Source organism: Microbacterium elymi, from assembly GCF_021582895.2.
Taxonomy (GTDB): domain Bacteria; phylum Actinomycetota; class Actinomycetes; order Actinomycetales; family Microbacteriaceae; genus Microbacterium; species Microbacterium humicola.
Genome location: NZ_CP091139.2, coordinates 2312874 through 2328905, shown reverse-complemented (window position 1 = coordinate 2328905; position 16032 = coordinate 2312874). Strand labels below are relative to the sequence as shown.

General features: G+C 70.6%; 17 protein-coding genes and 5 pseudogenes. 2 read left to right on the top strand and 20 right to left on the bottom strand.

What is annotated here, in order from left to right:
- Nucleotides 1–8: 8 nt before the first annotated feature.
- The 16 genes and pseudogenes from L2X98_RS12615 to L2X98_RS12545 form a co-directional block, all read right to left on the bottom strand.
- Nucleotides 9–545, bottom strand: coding sequence for an alpha/beta hydrolase (locus tag L2X98_RS12615; protein ID WP_259611130.1), 537 nt, complete (start codon nt 543–545; stop codon nt 9–11).
- 46 nt (nt 546–591) lie between these two features.
- A pseudogene (locus L2X98_RS21190) lies at nt 592–663 on the bottom strand (hypothetical protein); the annotation flags it as partial.
- 507 nt (nt 664–1170) lie between these two features.
- Nucleotides 1171–1593: a MarR family winged helix-turn-helix transcriptional regulator gene (locus tag L2X98_RS12605; protein ID WP_259611128.1), complete on the bottom strand. Its 423-nt coding sequence runs from the start codon at nt 1591–1593 to the stop codon at nt 1171–1173.
- A gap of 156 nt (nt 1594–1749) precedes the next feature.
- Complete coding sequence (locus L2X98_RS12600; RefSeq protein ID WP_259611127.1) at nt 1750–2613, bottom strand: alpha/beta fold hydrolase; 864 nt, start codon at nt 2611–2613, stop codon at nt 1750–1752.
- Between the two features lie 45 nt (nt 2614–2658).
- Nucleotides 2659–3348 (bottom strand): alpha/beta fold hydrolase, encoded by a 690-nt coding sequence (locus L2X98_RS12595; RefSeq protein WP_259611126.1) that lies wholly within the window; start codon nt 3346–3348, stop codon nt 2659–2661.
- Nucleotides 3349–3438: 90 nt separating this feature from the next.
- Nucleotides 3439–4158 (bottom strand): MFS transporter, encoded by a 720-nt coding sequence (locus L2X98_RS12590; protein ID WP_259611125.1) that lies wholly within the window; start codon nt 4156–4158, stop codon nt 3439–3441.
- Nucleotides 4152–4616, bottom strand: coding sequence for an MFS transporter (locus tag L2X98_RS12585; protein ID WP_259611124.1), 465 nt, complete (start codon nt 4614–4616; stop codon nt 4152–4154). Before L2X98_RS12585 ends, L2X98_RS12590 begins: the two co-directional genes overlap by 7 nt.
- A 66-nt stretch (nt 4617–4682) precedes the next feature.
- Nucleotides 4683–5391, bottom strand: a pseudogene (locus L2X98_RS12580) (ABC transporter permease).
- A 90-nt stretch (nt 5392–5481) separates the two neighbouring features.
- Entirely contained in the window at nt 5482–6315 is an 834-nt protein-coding gene (locus L2X98_RS12575) for an ABC transporter ATP-binding protein (RefSeq protein ID WP_259611122.1), read from the bottom strand.
- A gap of 17 nt (nt 6316–6332) precedes the next feature.
- Nucleotides 6333–7106, bottom strand: a pseudogene (locus L2X98_RS12570) (ABC transporter substrate-binding protein); the annotation flags it as partial.
- 411 nt (nt 7107–7517) lie between these two features.
- Nucleotides 7518–7682: an aconitase X swivel domain-containing protein gene (locus tag L2X98_RS22690; RefSeq protein WP_494337235.1), complete on the bottom strand. Its 165-nt coding sequence runs from the start codon at nt 7680–7682 to the stop codon at nt 7518–7520.
- A gap of 34 nt (nt 7683–7716) precedes the next feature.
- Nucleotides 7717–7944 (bottom strand): annotated as a pseudogene (locus L2X98_RS22685) (aconitase X swivel domain-containing protein); the annotation flags it as partial.
- Nucleotides 7941–9017: an aconitase X gene (locus L2X98_RS12560; protein WP_259611120.1), complete on the bottom strand. Its 1077-nt coding sequence runs from the start codon at nt 9015–9017 to the stop codon at nt 7941–7943. The gene L2X98_RS12560 and the pseudogene L2X98_RS22685, both read right to left, overlap by 4 nt.
- On the bottom strand, nt 9014–9481 hold the full coding sequence (locus L2X98_RS22680; protein WP_259611119.1) for a hypothetical protein: 468 nt from the start codon (nt 9479–9481) through the stop codon (nt 9014–9016). The genes L2X98_RS12560 and L2X98_RS22680 overlap by 4 nt, the downstream gene beginning before the upstream one ends.
- On the bottom strand, nt 9478–10593 hold the full coding sequence (locus tag L2X98_RS12550; RefSeq protein ID WP_259611118.1) for a hypothetical protein: 1116 nt from the start codon (nt 10591–10593) through the stop codon (nt 9478–9480). Before L2X98_RS12550 ends, L2X98_RS22680 begins: the two co-directional genes overlap by 4 nt.
- A 1-nt stretch (nt 10594) precedes the next feature.
- Nucleotides 10595–11134, bottom strand: coding sequence for a UGSC family (seleno)protein (locus L2X98_RS12545; protein WP_259611117.1), 540 nt, complete (start codon nt 11132–11134; stop codon nt 10595–10597).
- 181 nt (nt 11135–11315) lie between these two features.
- Between L2X98_RS12545 and L2X98_RS12540 the strand changes: the two genes are divergently transcribed.
- Nucleotides 11316–11633, top strand: a complete 318-nt coding sequence (locus L2X98_RS12540; RefSeq protein WP_259611116.1) for an AMP-binding protein — start codon at nt 11316–11318, stop codon at nt 11631–11633.
- A gap of 162 nt (nt 11634–11795) precedes the next feature.
- Nucleotides 11796–12914 carry an AMP-binding protein gene (locus L2X98_RS12535; RefSeq protein WP_259611115.1) on the top strand — a complete coding sequence of 373 codons (1119 nt, stop codon included), beginning with the start codon at nt 11796–11798 and terminating at the stop codon, nt 12912–12914.
- A 35-nt stretch (nt 12915–12949) separates the two neighbouring features.
- On the opposite strand, the gene L2X98_RS12530 is transcribed toward L2X98_RS12535, so the two are convergent.
- The 4 genes and pseudogenes from L2X98_RS12530 to ddaH form a co-directional block, all read right to left on the bottom strand.
- Nucleotides 12950–13594 carry an IclR family transcriptional regulator gene (locus L2X98_RS12530; protein ID WP_259611114.1) on the bottom strand — a complete coding sequence of 215 codons (645 nt, stop codon included), beginning with the start codon at nt 13592–13594 and terminating at the stop codon, nt 12950–12952.
- Between the two features lie 23 nt (nt 13595–13617).
- A pseudogene (locus tag L2X98_RS21180) lies at nt 13618–13752 on the bottom strand (hypothetical protein); the annotation flags it as partial.
- 6 nt (nt 13753–13758) lie between these two features.
- The gene (gene rocD / locus L2X98_RS12525; RefSeq protein WP_259611113.1) at nt 13759–14982 is read right to left on the bottom strand and encodes an ornithine--oxo-acid transaminase; all 1224 of its coding nucleotides are present in this window, start codon (nt 14980–14982) and stop codon (nt 13759–13761) included.
- A complete protein-coding gene (gene ddaH / locus L2X98_RS12520; RefSeq protein ID WP_259611112.1) occupies nt 14979–15869 on the bottom strand; it encodes a dimethylargininase in 891 nt (296 codons plus the stop codon). The genes rocD and ddaH overlap by 4 nt, the downstream gene beginning before the upstream one ends.
- Nucleotides 15870–16032: the final 163 nt, after the last annotated feature.

Sequence of the window (16032 nt, the reverse complement as noted above, 5' to 3'; positions counted from 1 at the left end):
CACCGCCGTCACGGGCGGGCAGCGAGGGCCCACGCGGTGAAGGCTTCCACCCCGTCGACCACCGCCTCGAATCTCGGCGAGTGGAACACGTCGAAGGAGTGCTGGCCGCCGGGGAGTTCGGCATAGACCACGTCGTTGACCCCTCCCTCGCGAGCCAGACTCGCGAAGTGTCTGGCCGCCTCGACCGTGCCCCAGCCGTCGTTCGTCCCGTGCGCGATGAACAGCGGAGGCGTACGACCGGTGAAGTAGCCCTGCGGCTGGAGCACCGACCCCGGCTCGTCGGGCGCATCCGTCAAGTAATGCCCGTAGTACCCGTACAGAAGGATCGCACCACTCACTGTCGTGTCGGCGTGCTCGAACCGGGGCTGGAACCGGGGATCGTTCGGGGTGAAGGCGCACAGCCCCGCCAGGTTGGCTCCGGCAGAACTGCCCGATACGAACACCCTCGTCGGGTCGATACCGTAGACATGCCCGTGCTCCCGGGCCCAGGCGATGACCTTCTTCGCGTCGATCTGATGGTCGGGGAAGTCTGCCTCGGGACGCAAGCCGGTAATTGGCGCTGATGCACACCCATCCGCGGCTCGCGAGTCGGGTCAGCAGCGGTCTGGCCTCATGGCTCTTCCTGCCCGTGCTGAAGCCACCGCCGTGGAAGTAGACCAGCACCGGAGCATGCGAGGGAGCGTCGCGGGGGCGGTAGATGTCCAGCAGGTTGCCGCGTCCGGCGTCGCCATAGCGGATGTCCTTGATTCGCTCCACATCCGGCCGCCACTGGACGAACGGAATCAGAAGGATGCGCAGCCAGGGCCGGTGCCGACGTGGCTTCACGTGCACGCTTGCTTCGCCAATCTGCTCCCAGTCCGCGGTCCAATGCGCGCTCGACAGCGCGATCGCTGCGCGCCCCTCGCCACGCCACGATCACGAGGCCGACGATCACGAGACCGGCGATTCCGGCCGCGCCGCGACCGGCGAGCGAGTCGAGATCCCCCTCTGAAGCCGCGAGCACGGTGGAGGCGATCAGGAAGTAGATGGCCAGGAACGGCACCTCGTTGACGATCATGCCGAACAACCAGCTCGACTTGGCAAGCAGGTTGGGGCGGCGGGGTGCCACGCATGCGAAGAACGTGCACCAGGCGACGATCGCCACGGTGACCACGTACCCGACCGGCCACGTCATGGTCGCCCCTCGTTCGGCGTGACGGCATCACCTGCGTGCTGATAGCCGCGATGGTGTTCCACCAGCCTCTGCAGCAGTGCGACCAGCTGGAGTCGTTCATTCGGCGAGAGCGGTTCGAGCATTTCGTCCTGCGCGGCCGCGGCTGCCGCCTCGAGCTCGGACAACGTCACGCGGCCGGCAGGCGTGATCTCGACGGCGTTGCGACGACGGTCGTTCCGATCCTGCTGTCGCACGACCGACCCTTTCGCCTCCAGCCGCTTGAGTACGGCGACCAGGTCTCCGAGGTTGATCCCGAGACGGCGGCCGAGGATCGCCTGACTGACCGCGCCGTACTGGGCGAGCCCGGCGAGGACTGCGAAGTCGGTGCGCCCGGTGGAGTTCCCGAAGGACTGCGCCACGAAGCGCCGCGCATCCACCACCGCATGCCCGATGAGCCATGTCGCCAACATCCAGAGCTTCTCCGGGGGCGCCGCCGCCTCAGATGAGTCTGCCTCAGCCATGACAGGAAGCGTAACAGATCGTTTGGCTGACAAACGATCTGCATGGTCGAGCCCCGGGGCGGCCGACGCCCGGCGTCACCCTCGCGACGCGCCCTGATCCAGCCAGTTCGCGACATCGGCCCCCAGTACGCCCGCGGCTTCCAACGGAACCAGATGCCCGGCCGCGGGGATGATGAAGGTGTCGGCGACCCCCGGTATGCGCGTGGCCAGCTCGGCGGCCTGCGCCACAGGAATCCAGGGATCAGCCTCACCCCACGCGACGCGAACCCGGCACGCCACACGTGCGAGGTCATCCACGATCGGTCGCGTGTGCGCGGGCTTCAACGCGGCGATCTGCCTGTAGAACGCGCGCTGACCCTCCGGCGTGCACCATGGACTCGCGAGCCGAGCTGACACGCGGGCGTCGAGCTTGCCGTTGCTCGCCCCAGAGATGTACTCGTGCACCAAGGCCGCATGAAGGCTCGCAGGCAGAGCGCCGAAGACCTCTTCGTGCTGCGCGACGAGCTGAAAGAACGGCGAACCCCATGGGTCGAGAGTCACGACGTCGGCCAGATACAGCGACGACATCTGAACCCCCTCGAGAAGATGGGCGCCGAGCGCGACCGCTCCCCCGATGTCATGCGCCACCACGTGTGGGCGACTCAGCCCCCAGTGGTCGAGCATCGCCGCGAACCGGCGGCGCTGGGTCACCAGGTCGACGTCCGACGAGCAGGCGCTGATCGAGGCGCCGTATCCGGGCATGTCGTACAGGTACACGCGACGGGCTGACGCGAGGTGATGCGCCACCGGCGACCACACCGCCGCAGACCAGGGCGTGCCGTGACAGAGCACCACGTCGCCGATCGGCTCCGCGCTGGACGGCTCGAACACGTACGTCGCGATGCGCTCGCCGTCGAGATCGACGTACCGAGGGGCAGGGAGCGAGAGCCGATCAAGCACGCCGTCCACGGTAGGACCCATGGGCATCACACGGGCGCCGGCTGTTCAACGGGTCCCCAGGTCGATCAGCAGCTCGGCGACCCTCGCCGGGGCTTCGCGCAGCGCGTTATGGCCCGTGGGGATGTCCTGTACTCGCCAGCCCGGGTCGGCATCGAGACGGGCGCGCAGGCCCGCAAAGGGCGTCCCGTCCTCCCATCCCGAGCAGTAGATGAAGTCGCGTCGAGCAATGGTCTCGACGGCTCCGGTCAGCCGGATGCGCTGTACGAGGGAGGCCAGCGGGTGCGGGCGGCGGCGAGCATCGCCGCCGTGCGGAGCCCGGAACGGCGGGCGAACGGCATAGCCCAGCTCGGCTGCACCGTCGATGAAGGAGTGCCGGTAGGCGTCCGTTGTCAACGACCAGCAGGAGTCGCCGTCGCGAGGAACGTACGCGTCGAGATGGACCAGGCGGGAGATTCGCTCGGCCGCACGATCCGCGGCGGCCGAGATGACCATCCCGCCGTAGCTGTGTCCGACGAGCGTCGCCTCGGTGATCCCGGCCGTCTCCACGACCCGGATCACGTCGTCTGCGTGGGTGTCGAGGTTCGCGCGTGCCACCGCCGCTTCGTCTGGATCCGGCCCCAAGCCGGTCAACGTCAGGGCGTGCACGGTGTGACCAGCCGCCTCCAGGAGCGGCGTCACGGCTTCGAACGCCCACGAGCCGTGCCACGCCCCGGGGACGAGAACAAACGTTGCCATCACTGCCTCTCATCTGCGTCCATCACTCACGCGGAACTACCTTCACACACACTCCTTTCGTGATGCAAGCGACTCCGTCCCTCCTGATCGTCAAGACTGGACGTCGGTGACCCCGGCCCGAGCCCGCCGCCGCGTGCGACGGACGGATGCCGCGGCCACGACGCCGGCGCCGATACTCGCGACCAGGCACCCCGCCATCACCAGCGCCGTCGGCAGCGCCGTGTGCGAGCCGGCGACGCCGCCCAGCGGCGAGACGACGGCGCTGAACGTGAACTGCAGACAGCCCATCAGCGCGGCGCCGGTGCCGGCGGCGAACGTCGCCCGCGACATCCCCAGCGCCGTGCCGTTGGCCAGCACCGACGAGATCGCCGCAGAGCCGATCATCACCACCACCAGGTATCCGACGATCGTGGGCCGCCCGGCGGCGACGACCACGAACGCGACCGCGGCGGCGAGCGCGACGCCCTGCCCGGCCAGCAGCATCCGGCGCGGGCCGAAGCGTCCGGCCAGCGGCGCGTTCAGCCAGCTGCCGCCCATCACCGCGACGGCGTAGCAGGCGTAAAGGATCGCATAGCCCCACGTTCCGGTTCCCAGCACCTCCTGCGCGATGAACGAGGACGCGCTCACGTGCACCGACAGCGCCCCGAAGGCGAGGGCGACCGCCGCGGCATCCCCCGCGAACGGCACGTCGCCCAGCAGCCGCCGGTAGTTGCGCAGGAGCGGTGCCAGCCGCAGCGGCGCCCGGCGCGCGACGGGAAGCGTCTCGGGCACCGTCATCCCCGCCACCACGAGGTAGACCACGGTCACCACGAGAAGTCCGACGAAGATCGTCCGCCAGCCGCCCAGCTCGGCAGCGCCGTGCCCAGCAGCGGCGCCACCAGCGGACCCGCCGCGAGGATCCCCATCAGCACGCTGAACGCCCGCGCCGCCTGCCGCCCCCGGGCGACATCCGACACGATGGCGCGCACGACCACGATCGCCGTCGACGACCCCAGTCCCTGCAGCACCCGCGCCCCGATGAGGATCGGCGCGGCGGGCGCCAGCGCGACCGCCACCGTGGCCGCGGCCAGCACGCCCAGGCCGACCAGCAGCACCGACCGGCGCCCGAGCGCGTCGGTCAGCGGACCGCCGAACATCACCCCGACGGCGACGCCGAGGTAATACCCGGTCAGCGCCAGCTGCACCACGGCGATCGACACGCCCAGATCGTCGGCGATCGCGCCGAGCGCGGGCAGATAGATGCTCGCGGTGATGGGGTTCAGCGTCATCAGCAGCCCCAGCACCGCGAGCAGCCCGGCGACAGGCCGTGCCCGGAACGGGGCACGGCCGCCGCCTCAGGCCGTCGCGGTGCGGAGCCCGTAGACCGACTCATGCCACGGGATCACGAACCGCTTGGCCTCGTTCACTATCAGGTACAGCACCAGTCCGATCAGCGCCAGGAGCAGGATGATGGCGAACGTCCCGGCGGCATCCAGCGAGTTCATCGCCCGCACCACCATCGCGCCGAGCCCGACGCTGCCGCCGAGGTACTCGCCGACGATGGCGCCGATGGTGCCGAGCACGATCGCGACCTCCATCCCGGCGAACAGGTAGGGCTGCAGGTTGCGCAAGCTCGAGCTGCGTGAACGTCTGCGACCTGCTGGCGTTCAGGCTCGTCATGACCTCTTTCTGCCCCTGCTCGACCGACCGCACCCCGAGGAGCACGTTGAGCATGACCGGGAAGAACGCCAGCAGCGCCGACAGCACGATCTTCGAGGTCATCCCGAAGCCGAACCAGATCACGAACATGGGGATGAACGCCACCTTCGGCGCGACCTGGGCGATGATGATCAGCGGACGGATGCTGATCTCCAGCCACGGCAGCTTTCCGAGCACCACGCCCACCGCGACCCCGAGCACGACCGCGATCGCGAAGCCGACGACGATCTCGGTGACGGTGACCAGCGCCTCCTGCCAGGTGGCGGGGTCCAGGATCAGGGCGAGGAACGCCTTGCCGACCGCCGCCGGCGGCGGGAAGACGAACGGGTTCACCTGGCTGACCATGACGAACACCTGCCAGCCCGCGATGAGCAGGATCACCAGAGCCGGGGTGACGATCCACGGCAGCGCTTGGCCATGCGCGATGAGGGCATGTCATTCCTCCTCGTCGAGGTCGTGGCGGAGGGCCCGCACGATGTCGTTGAACTCGGGGGTCGTCTGCAGCTCCACCGAGCGCGGCTTGGCGAAGTCCACCGGCAGGATCTGCCGGATCCGGCCCGGCCGCGGCGTCAGGTGCACCACCCGGTCGGCCAGGAACACCGCCTCGGGGATGTCGTGCGTCACGAACACCACCGTCGATCCGGTCTCCATCACGATCCGCTCGAGCTCGAGGTTCATCCGCTCGCGGGTCAGGGCGTCCAGCGCCCCGAACGGCTCGTCCATCAGCAGCAGGTCGGGCTCGGTGCTCAGCGCGCGGGCGATCGCGGCGCGCTGCCGCATCCCGCCGGACAGCTCGCGGGGATAGGAATCGACGAAGTCGGCGAGTCCGACCAGCTGGGCCAGCTCTGCCGCCCGCGCCCGCCGCTCGGCCTTGCGGATCCCGCGCAGCTTCAGCGGCAGGGCGATGTTGTCCAGCACGCTGAACCAGGGGAACAGGTTGCTCTCCTGGAACACGAATCCGAGCTTGGTGACGGCCGAGCTCTCCACCCGGCCGTCGCTCCACAGCTGCCGGCCGTCCACGGCGATGGTGCCGGCGGTGGGGGCCAGCAGCCCGCCGATCATCCGCAGCAGGGTCGTCTTGCCGCATCCGGATCGTCCGATCAGGGCCACGAACTCCCCGATCCGGATGTCCAGATCGACTCCCGACACGGCGTGTGTGATGCCGGACCGGGTGTGGAAGTCGCGTCCGATGCCGCGGATCTGCAGGCGGGGGATGTCGCCGCCGACGTCCGCGTCGGGCACGGGCGGGGCGAGTGTGTCATTGGTCACGGGTGCACCTTCCTCACTCACTCGGGCAGGTAGTCGTTCGTGATCCAGTCGCTCGGATCGTGGCCGCCCTGCAGCATCCCGGCCTCGACGTACGTGTCGTACGTCTTCTTCCAGGCGTCGACGTTGTTCTGCAGCAGCGGCACGTCGCCGGAGGCATCCACCCAGGTCTGGCTGGTGTACACGTCCAGGGCGTCGGCGGCCACCTGATCGTCCTCGAGCGCCGGGAACTTCCAGTCGCCGCTGTCGCGGAGCGTCTTCAGCACGTTCGCGTAGTGGTTGGGCGCGTCGTCGATCACGGCCTGCACGGCCTCGCGGATCGCGGCCAGGAACGCCGTGACCTCCTTCGCCTTCTCCGGATCCTTCAGCGTGGATGCCGTGGCCAGCCACGTCTGGATGTCGGGCGAGTCGCCGAGTCCGGCGTCGTCGACGACGGCGTCGTCGTTCTGGGCGCCGATGCCGATCGAGGTGTCCAGGCTGACGATGTAGCCGTCCAGCTGGCCCTTGCGCACGACCTCGAGCGTGGCGGCGGTGACGGGGACGGCCTGACGGGTGACGTCGTCCTTGGCGATGTCGTTGGCGTGCAGGGTCAGGTCGAGCATCTTCTCGCTGGTGCCGCCCACCGAGCCCATGCCGATGGTCTTGCCCTTCATGTCCTGCGGAGTGGCGACCGGGTTGTCTTTGACCGAGATCATGCGCAGGTTCGACTTGTAGGCCATCGTGCCGACCGCCTGGATCGGCTGGCCCTTCTCCATCGCGGGGAACACGTCCACGGTGCTGGCCCGGGTGATGGTGGCCGCGCCGCCGAGGCAGCGACTGGATGGCCGCCGCGGTGCCCTTCACCGGCTGCAGGTCGACCTTGAGGCCGTGCTTCTCGAAGTAGCCCCCGGAGTAGGCGAACATCTCGGGGGTGAAGGTGAAGGACTCGAGCGGGAGGAACGTGACGACGGTCATCTCCTTCAGGCCCTCCGCGTCGCCGCCGGCAGCCGACCCGGAGCCGGATGCACAGCCGGTCAGCGCGAGTGCGGCGGCTGCGGTGAGCGCGGCGGCCGCTCGGAAGAGGCGCCGTCGGGAAGAGGGGGTCGTTCGCATGAGGAGACTCCTTTGTCGCTTCGTCGGTGTTGCACCGTCTGTACTGCTTGCGTCCACGGCTATGCGGACGGGTCGAGTCTGGCCACGGTCCGCGGCCCGGACCAGAGGCCTTTTCATTCAACGAAAGAATGCGCCCGCTCAAGGATCGTGACCGTGCCGGCGTCGCCGTCCACCCGCACCAGGTCGCCGGTGCGGATCGCCTGAACCGGATCCGGCGTCGCGCCGACCACGGCCGGCACTCGGGTCACGATCGCGCCGAGCGCCGCCTTCGTGGTCATCGTCGTGAACACGAGCGCAAGCCGGGGCGGTGCCCATCAGCCGGGTGCTCTGGAAGAACCCGGACCACCCGGACGACCCCTTCGCCCCGGGGAAGACCAGCACCTGGCCGGTGAAGCACACGCCGAACAGCTCGTGCCGCGGCTCGATCACGGTGCCGGTGGCCACGTCGATGCCGCCGAACCCCGAGATCGCATCGTGGGTGACCAGGGCGCGCGCCTCGACCACTCCGCCCACGATGCCGCGTCCGCGCAGGACCGTCATGCCGCCAGGCCTCCGTGCCAGCGGCCGGTGACGGCCGCGTCGATGCACTCCCCGAGCGTGCCGAACCAGGCCTCGATGCCCAGGATCGCCGGCAGGTAGTGCGCCTGCTTGGCCGAGTCGGTGGCGAACACGCGCGTGCCGGGCGGGGCGGCGCGCGACATCGCGGGGCACGAGTCGGTGAGCACCCGGCCGCCGGCCCGCGTGATCGCCCGGGTGAAGCCGCTGCGGTCGGCGACCGAGCGCAGCGCCCGCGGCGTCATGACCCACAGTTCGGTGTCCGGATGCAGCGTCCGCCCGTCCAGCAGCCCGGCGATCTCGGCGAGCTGGTCCAGCGAGGCGTGCGGGCAGCCGAGCAGGATGAAGTCCACGTCGTCGCTGGAGCCCTGACTGTTCAGGGCGTCGTACACCTCCCGGCGGGCCCGCTCGTCGTAGACGATCGGCTCGGGCACGGCGCCGCCGCCGAACGCTGCGGCCAGGTCGGGGGCCTCCGGGGTGATCCCCGGCAGGTGGTACAGCTCGACGCCGCCCGAGGTCGCCGTCGCCGCGCCGAAGTGCTTCAGCGCGGCGGCGTCGGGCTGCCCGAGTGCGCCGACCACGGCGGGCCGGGCCTCCTGCACGGCGTCGCCGACGAAGTAGCCGAGCATCCCCCAGTCCTGGAACGTGCCGACCTCGACGTCGGCGCGGATCAGATGGGTGGCCGACCGGTTCTCGGGCAGATGATTGCCCCAGTACGGGATGCGGCCGGTCAGCGCCGCCGCCCCGGTCGACGTGGAGCCCTCGCAGTTGGTGCGGGCCCCCAGCACCGAGTTGCAGTAGACGACCGCCGAGGACTCCATCCACGCGCAGTGCTCGCCGCGCACCGGCAGGTTGCCGACCTGGTACGGGGTGCACGTGGCCAGGACCGTGACGCCGCGCTCGCTGAAGTACGCCTCGGCGTCGTCCTGCATCGCGATGGACGAATCCGGGTAGCCGGTCAGACCCGCGGCATCCGTCCCGAAGCCGTGCTCGAGCTGGCAGGTGGGCACCTTCATCCGCGGGATCTCGATGTCGTCGTCGCAGTCCAGGTTCGTCACCGCGTACACGTGCGCCCACCCGCCCTCGTCGAACAGCTTGCGCCTTGGCCGGGGACGGCTGGGTCATCGTGCCGGCGACATTGCGGGTGGGCACCAGGCGCTCCGCGCCGAGCGCGTCGCCGTACCGCACGAGCAGGTCCATCGCCGCGGCGACCGCGGCGCCCTCGGCGCCGTCGTGCATCCGCTTCTCTTCGTCGGTCAGCAGCATGCGTGCTCCCCTCAGTGCGCCCCCGGAGCTCGACCCGCTCCACGTCGTACGGCGTGTCGGCCAGTGCCGAAGTCATGATCGCGGTCATCACCGGCGCCGGCACGAGGCAGTCCGCGCACGCGCCCTCGGTCGCCGAGATCCGCACCACGATGCGATCGGGACTGGCCGGCTCCCAGTTCAGCAGGTAGCCGTCGGCGGCCATCATCTCGGTGAACTGCGCGAGCGCGGCATCCACCCGGTCCGTGTCGATCGTCATCGTCGTGCTCCGACCTGCGCGTACGAGTACGGGTTCTCGCGCGGCGGGTTCAGCGTGAACACCTCGACGACGGCCGAGACGCCGGCGTTGTCGGCGCCGGCCACGACCACCTGGATCGACGTGGGGTGGCTGAGCACCGGCACGGTGTCGGGCTCGGCGCTGCCGCTGGCGGTGTCGGGCGTGGCATCGGGATGCTGCGCCGAGAGCCGCCACCGGCTCTTGTGCGACAGCGCGTCCTTGCCGACGGCGGCCAGCTCGTCCCGCGAGCGCACGGCGTGGTCGAACACGTACCGGCGCAGGTCGTCCTTGCTCCAGCCGGCCGATGCGAACACGTCGGCATGCTCCGGGGTGAGCACCAGCAGCGCGCTGGTGTACTCGTGGATCAGGGCGCCGGTGCGGCGCACGCTGTCGGCGAAGTCGAGGGCGAGCTGCTCGGGCACCGAGGTGTGCCGTGCCTCGATGTGCATCACCGAGCGGATCACGTACGCGGTCACGACGCTGTCGGCGGCGTCGAAGCCGTAGTCCACGTGCAGCGGGGGCCAGGGACTCTGCTCCTCGTTCTCGCCGATGCAGGCCGAGTACTTCGCCGGCGTGGCCTGGGTGGCCTGGTCGAGCTTGTGCGGATGCAGACCGAACACGTTGATGCAGGCCAGGCGGATGGCCCGGCCGATGGTCGCGTTGGCACGGAACCCGGAGCCGAAGATGTTTCCCCGGCTGTTCAGTCCGATCTCGGTGCGCACCGGCCCGTTGACCACGAGGAAGGGTGCCGTTCCGGTGGTGGACTGCCAGATGCCCCGCACCGGGTGCGGCTCCTGGGCGATGGCCTCCCACGCGGCCAGAATCACCGGGAAGTACTCGGGCCGGCAGCCGGCCAGGCCGGCGTTGATGGCCGCGGTGCGCACCGTCAGGCTGCGGTTCAGGTGCGGCATGGTGAACAGCACCTCGTCCGGGTCGCGGTCCACCGTGTCCAGGAAGCGCCGCAGATACGACTCGGTCACCGGCACCACCGGCAGGCCGTCGGTCCATTCCTGGTCCCAGTAGTACTCCAGCACCTCCCGCATCCGGTCGGTGTCGGCATCCGGTGCCGCCGTCTCGTCCACGATCGTCGACATGTCAGTCCTCCACTCCGAGAATCCGCAGCACGTTCGGCAGCGCCTCCAGCGCCCGCTCGTGCACCTCCTGCGCCGAAAGGCTCGCCATCGGATGCCTCACCGCATGGAAGTCGAAGCCCGCGAAGCCCTGCACGTGCGCCATCGCACGGCCGGACATCAGGAACGAGTCGGAGGTGATGCTCACCGTCGGCACGCCGGCGCGTTCCAGCAGGATGCCGTCGGCCACGGTCGCGGCGCTGCACGAGCCGCAGTCGCCCACGGCGGTGACCACCACATCGCACTCGTCGGCGATCTGCGCGATCAGCTCGGATTTCGCCGGCGTGCCGAAGTAGTCCTTCGTGTACAGGCGGGTCTCGGCCGCACCGTGCCGGCCGGTCAGCAGGGTGCCGATCTCCTCCAGCAGCAGCGTCGCGTTCGGCTTCGTGTTGTCCAGGAGCCCGATCGTGAGACCGCTGAGCGTGACCGGGCGCGGTGAGAGCGTGCTCTCCTGTGCGCCCTCCGCCGCCCCGGTGGGGTCCAGGAGCAGTTCGTGTGTGGCCATTGCCACCCCTTTCGTCGTCGGCGTCACTCTGGCACGCGACATCCGCCTGGATCCTTCCCGGTTTCCACCGTGCGAAAAAGTCCGTGAGCGCGGCACGGCGGAGACGGCATGCTTCTGCTGTCGACGACAGCTGTCGACGGGAGGCGCGGACGCGGGCGTCCGCGCGGGACGGAGTGATCACGTGACGGCGCCGCACTACAGCGACCTCTGGCAGGCCATCGCACGGGCAGACCCCGAGCGCCCCGCGGTGATCACCCGGGACGAGACGGTCGGCTACGGCCGGCTCGCCGCCGAGGCGGGGGCACTGGCCCGCCACCTCACCGAGCGCGGGGTGGGCTTCGGAGACGCCGCGGCCCTGCTGCTGTACAACCGTGCGGAGTACCTCGCGTTCTTCTGGGCGTGCCTGGCCATCGGGGCGGCGCCGGTCGCCATCAACTACCGGTACCGTGCCGGCGAGGTCCGCGAGCTGCTGGACGACTCGGGGCGCGGGTGCTGCTGACCTGCACCTCGCTGGGCGAGGTGGCCGCCGAGGCCGCGGGACAGGATGTCGCGGTGATCGCGATCGACGACGGCGGCCCGGCGGTGCCCGGCGCGCTGTCGTACGCCGAGGTGATCGCCGGCGGCGGCGTGCTGCCGCCCGCGGCCCCGCGTGGCGCCGAGCTTGCGGCTGTACACCGGCGGCACGACCGGTCGCCCGCGCGCGGTGGTGTGGGACATGGACACGCTGCTGGTCGCCCGCCGCCAGTCGACGTGGGGGATCCTCGGGATCACCCCGCCGGACGACCTGGACGCGGCGGTGCGCATCGCCCTGGACCCGGGGATCGTGCGCCCGGTCACCCTGCCGCTGCCGCCGCTGCCGCACGGCACCGCGCAGTCCACCACCATGGCCACCCTCGCCCTCGGCGGCACGGTCGTGCTGCACGCGGCGGCGCGGATGGACATCGACGAGGCGCTCCGGCTGATGCTGGCCCACCACGTGACCCGGATCATCGTCGCCGGTGACGCCCTCGCCCTGCCCCTGGCCGAGGCCGCGGAGCGGTCCGGCGCGGGGCTCCTGCACGTGCGCACGATCATCAGCTCGGGCATGCGGTTCAGCGACGACGTGAAGCGCCGGCTGCACGCGCTGGGCGAGCTGACCATCATCGACATGGTGGCCTCGAGCGAGGGCGGCCCATACGCGTTCGGCACGACGCAGGGGGTCGACGATCTTCCCACCCGGCTGGAGATGACCCCGGGCACGGTGCTGCTGGACGAGGAGCTGCGCGAGATCCAGACGGATGCCGGGGCCCTCGGCATCCTCGCGTTCCGCGGAATCCTGCCCACCGGGTATTTCGGCGATCCGGAGAAGACCGCGCTGACGTTCCCGACCATCCGCGGGCACCGCTACGTCATGCCCGGCGACTGGGCGCGCGCGGACGGGCGCGGCGGGATCGAGCTGCTCGGACGCCTCAGCGCCGTGGTGAACACCGGCGGCGAGAAGGTGTTCCCGGGCGAGGTGGAGGAGAGCCTGCTGGCGCACCCGTCGGTGGATGACGCGGTCGTGTTCGGCCTGCCGGATCGGCGGTTCGGCGAGGTCGTCAGCGCGATGGTGTCGCCGGCGCCCGGGGCGGTCATCGACGTGCCGGCGCTGCTCGGATTCCTCGACGGGCGCCTGGCGGGCTACAAGCGGCCGCGGCACGTGTTCGTGCGTCCGTCGCTGGAGCGCACTCCGACCGGCAAGGTGGAGCTGGCCCGGGTCAAGGCCGACGCGGAGAGCGAGCTGGCCGCACAGGCGAGCTGAGCGCGACTCAGCGGCGGGGGCTCAGCGGGCGGGGCTCAGCTCTCGGCGCGCCCGAAGCCGGACGACGCCAGCGCACGCCCGATCGAGGTGGCCGTCAGCCGCACGAGGTGGATGAGGTTCTTCGGGTCGGCGCCCTGCTCATCCAGGGCGAGCGAGACCGCCGCGACCACCGAGCCGTCCGCCCCGCGCACGGGGGCGGCGAAGCCCACGTGCACCTCGTCGACCTGCCGGTCGCTGACCGCGTAGCCGGCCCGCTCGACGTCGACCAGCACCCGGCGCAGGGTCTCGACATCCGTGTACGTGCGCGTGGTGAACGGCTCCAGTCCGCGCTCCAGCACCTCGTCCTGCACCTCGGCCGGGGCGTGGGCGAGCAGCACGAGGCCGATCGCCGTCGCATGCAGCGGGTAGCGGCTGCCCACCAGCGGACGCCGCACCCGCCGGCGCGGGCTCTGGAAGCGCTCGATCGAGACGAGTTCGAGGCCCTCGCGGATGGCGAGGTGACAGGCGTACCCGGTGGTCTCGTAGAGGTCCTGCATGTAGGGCCGGGCCAGGCGCTGCAGGCCGACCGAGCGCGGCGCGAACGACGCGATCTCCCACAGACGCAGGCCGATGCTGTACCGGCCCTCGGCGTCGCGCTCCAGCGCCCCCAGTCGGTGAGGCGCGCGACGATGCGATAGCACGTGGCGATCGGCAGCCCGGTGCGGCGGCTGATGTCCGACAGGCTCTGCCGCGAGCGGCCGCCCTGGAACGTGCCGATGACGGCGAAGGCGCGGTCGATCAGCGAACGCGCCCCGCGCGGGTCGTCGTCCTCCGTGACCTCCGTCGCCTTCGCCGTCACGTCCGCTCAGCCCTCCAGCACGACGCGGAGCTGGTCCAGCGCCCAGTCCAGTTCGGTGGCGCGGACGACCAGCGGCGGGGCGATCCGGATGGTCTGGCCGTGGGTGTCCTTCACGAGCACGCCCCGCGCCAGCAGCCGCTCGGCGATCTCGCGCCCGGTGCCGATCGCCGGGTCGATGTCGACCCCGGCCCACAGTCCCGCGACCCGCACCTCGGTGACGCCGTGGCCGAGGAACGCGTCCAGCTTGGTCTTGAGGTGCTCGCCGAGGGCGGCCGCGCGCTGCTGGAACTCGCCCGAGGAGAGCATCTCGACGACCCGCAGGCCGACCGCGGCCGCCAGCGGGTTGCCGCCGAACGTCGAGCCGTGCTCGCCGGGGTGGATCACCCCGAGCACGTCCCGGTCGGCGACGACGGCCGAGACCGGCAGGATGCCGCCGCCCAGCGCCTTGCCCAGCAGATACACGTCCGGCACGACGCCTTCGCGGTCGCAGGCGAACGTGGTGCCCACCCGGCCCAGGCCGGACTGGATCTCGTCGGCGATGAACAGCACGTTGTTCTCGGTGCACAGCTCGCGCACACGCGCCAGGTAGCCCTCCGGCGGGATGATCACCCCGGCCTCGCCCTGGATCGGCTCGACCAGCACCGCGGCGGTGTTCTCGTCGATCGCCGCCGCGATGGCATCGGCATCCCCGTACGGGACCCGCACGAAGCCGGGCGTGAACGGTCCGAACCCGTCGCGGGCGCTCTCGTCGTCGCTGAAGCCGACGATCGTGGTCGTGCGGCCGTGGAAGTTGCCGTCTGCGACGATGATGGTCGCGGCATCCGTCGGCACGCCCTTGACCCGGTACGCCCAGGCGCGCGCGGTCTTGATGCCGGTCTCGACCGCTTCGGCGCCGGTGTTCATCGGCAGCACCAGGTCCTTGCCGCACAGTTCGGCCAGGGCGGTGGCGAACGCGCCGAGCCGGTCGTTGTGGAACGCGCGGCTGGTCAGGGTGAGTCGGCCCAGCTGCTCGGTCGCCGCGGCGACGAGGGCGGGATGCCGGTGCCCGAAGTTCAGCGCCGAGTAGGCCGACAGCAGGTCGAGGTAGCGCTTGCCCTCGACATCCGTCACCCACGAGCCCTCGCCCGTGGCCACGACCACCGGCAGCGGATGGTAGTTGTGGGCGAGGTGGTCGTCCTCGGTGCGGATGATCCGGACCGCCTTGGTGTCCAGGTTGGTCGCCGTGCTCATCGTGCACCCCGCGCAAGCTCGAGGGTGCAGCGCTTGATGCCGCCGCCGCCCAGCAGCAGCTCGGACAGGTCGACGTGCACCGGCTCGTAGCCGCGCTCGCGCAGCAGGGCGTCGAACCCGGTGGCACGCGGCGAGATGAACACGTGCTTCCCGTCGCTGGAGGCGTTGATGCCGAACACGGCGCCGTCGGCCTCGGGCACGCGGATCGCATCCGGGTAGCGCTGTTCGAGGATCGCCCGGCTGGCGTCGTCGAAGGCGCTCGGCAGGTAGGCGATGTTGGCCCTGTCCACCCCGCCCGGACCCTGCACCGGATCCAGCACGCAGATCGCCGTGTCGAGGTGATAGAAGTTCGGGTTCACGAGCTTGAGCGAGACGACCTCCCGGTCGAACACGCGGGCGATCTCGGCGTGGCTGGCGATGTCGGAGCGGAAGCCGTGGCCGGCCAGGATCACATCCCCGACCAGCAGGATGTCGCCCTCGCCCTCCTGGATCGCGACCGGCTCGACGACCTCGAAGCCGTTGCGGGCGAACCAGTCCATGAACGGACGCTCCTCGCCGCTGCGCTCCCCCACGCTGAAGCGGACGCCCAGCGCGGTGCCGTCGATGATGAACCCGCCGTTGGCGGTATAGACCATGTCGGGCAGGCCCTCGATCGGGTCGATCAGCTCGACGTCGTGGCCCAGGGCGAGGTACGTGTCGTAGAGCGTCTGCCACTGACGCACGGCCTTGGGCGTGTCGGTCGGGTCGGCCTTGTGCATCCACGGGTTGATCTCGTACGCCACGGTGAAGTACTCGGGCTTGCACATCAGATAGCGCCGATGCTGCGCGATCCGCTCGGATGCCGGGGCCGAGGCGTGCTCGGGTGCGGCGGTGTTCTGCAGGGACATATCGCTCCTCACTGAGTGTGGTGGCGGACGCCGTCCTGTGGCCCGGCGGCACTTCGACCCACACTGTCGGGTGAGGAAGAGGCGACACGAGCACGCCGCATCCATTCTCTCACCGCCGGGTGCTGTCCCCGGTCAGTCGGCTCTCAGCGGGTCGAGGCGCCTC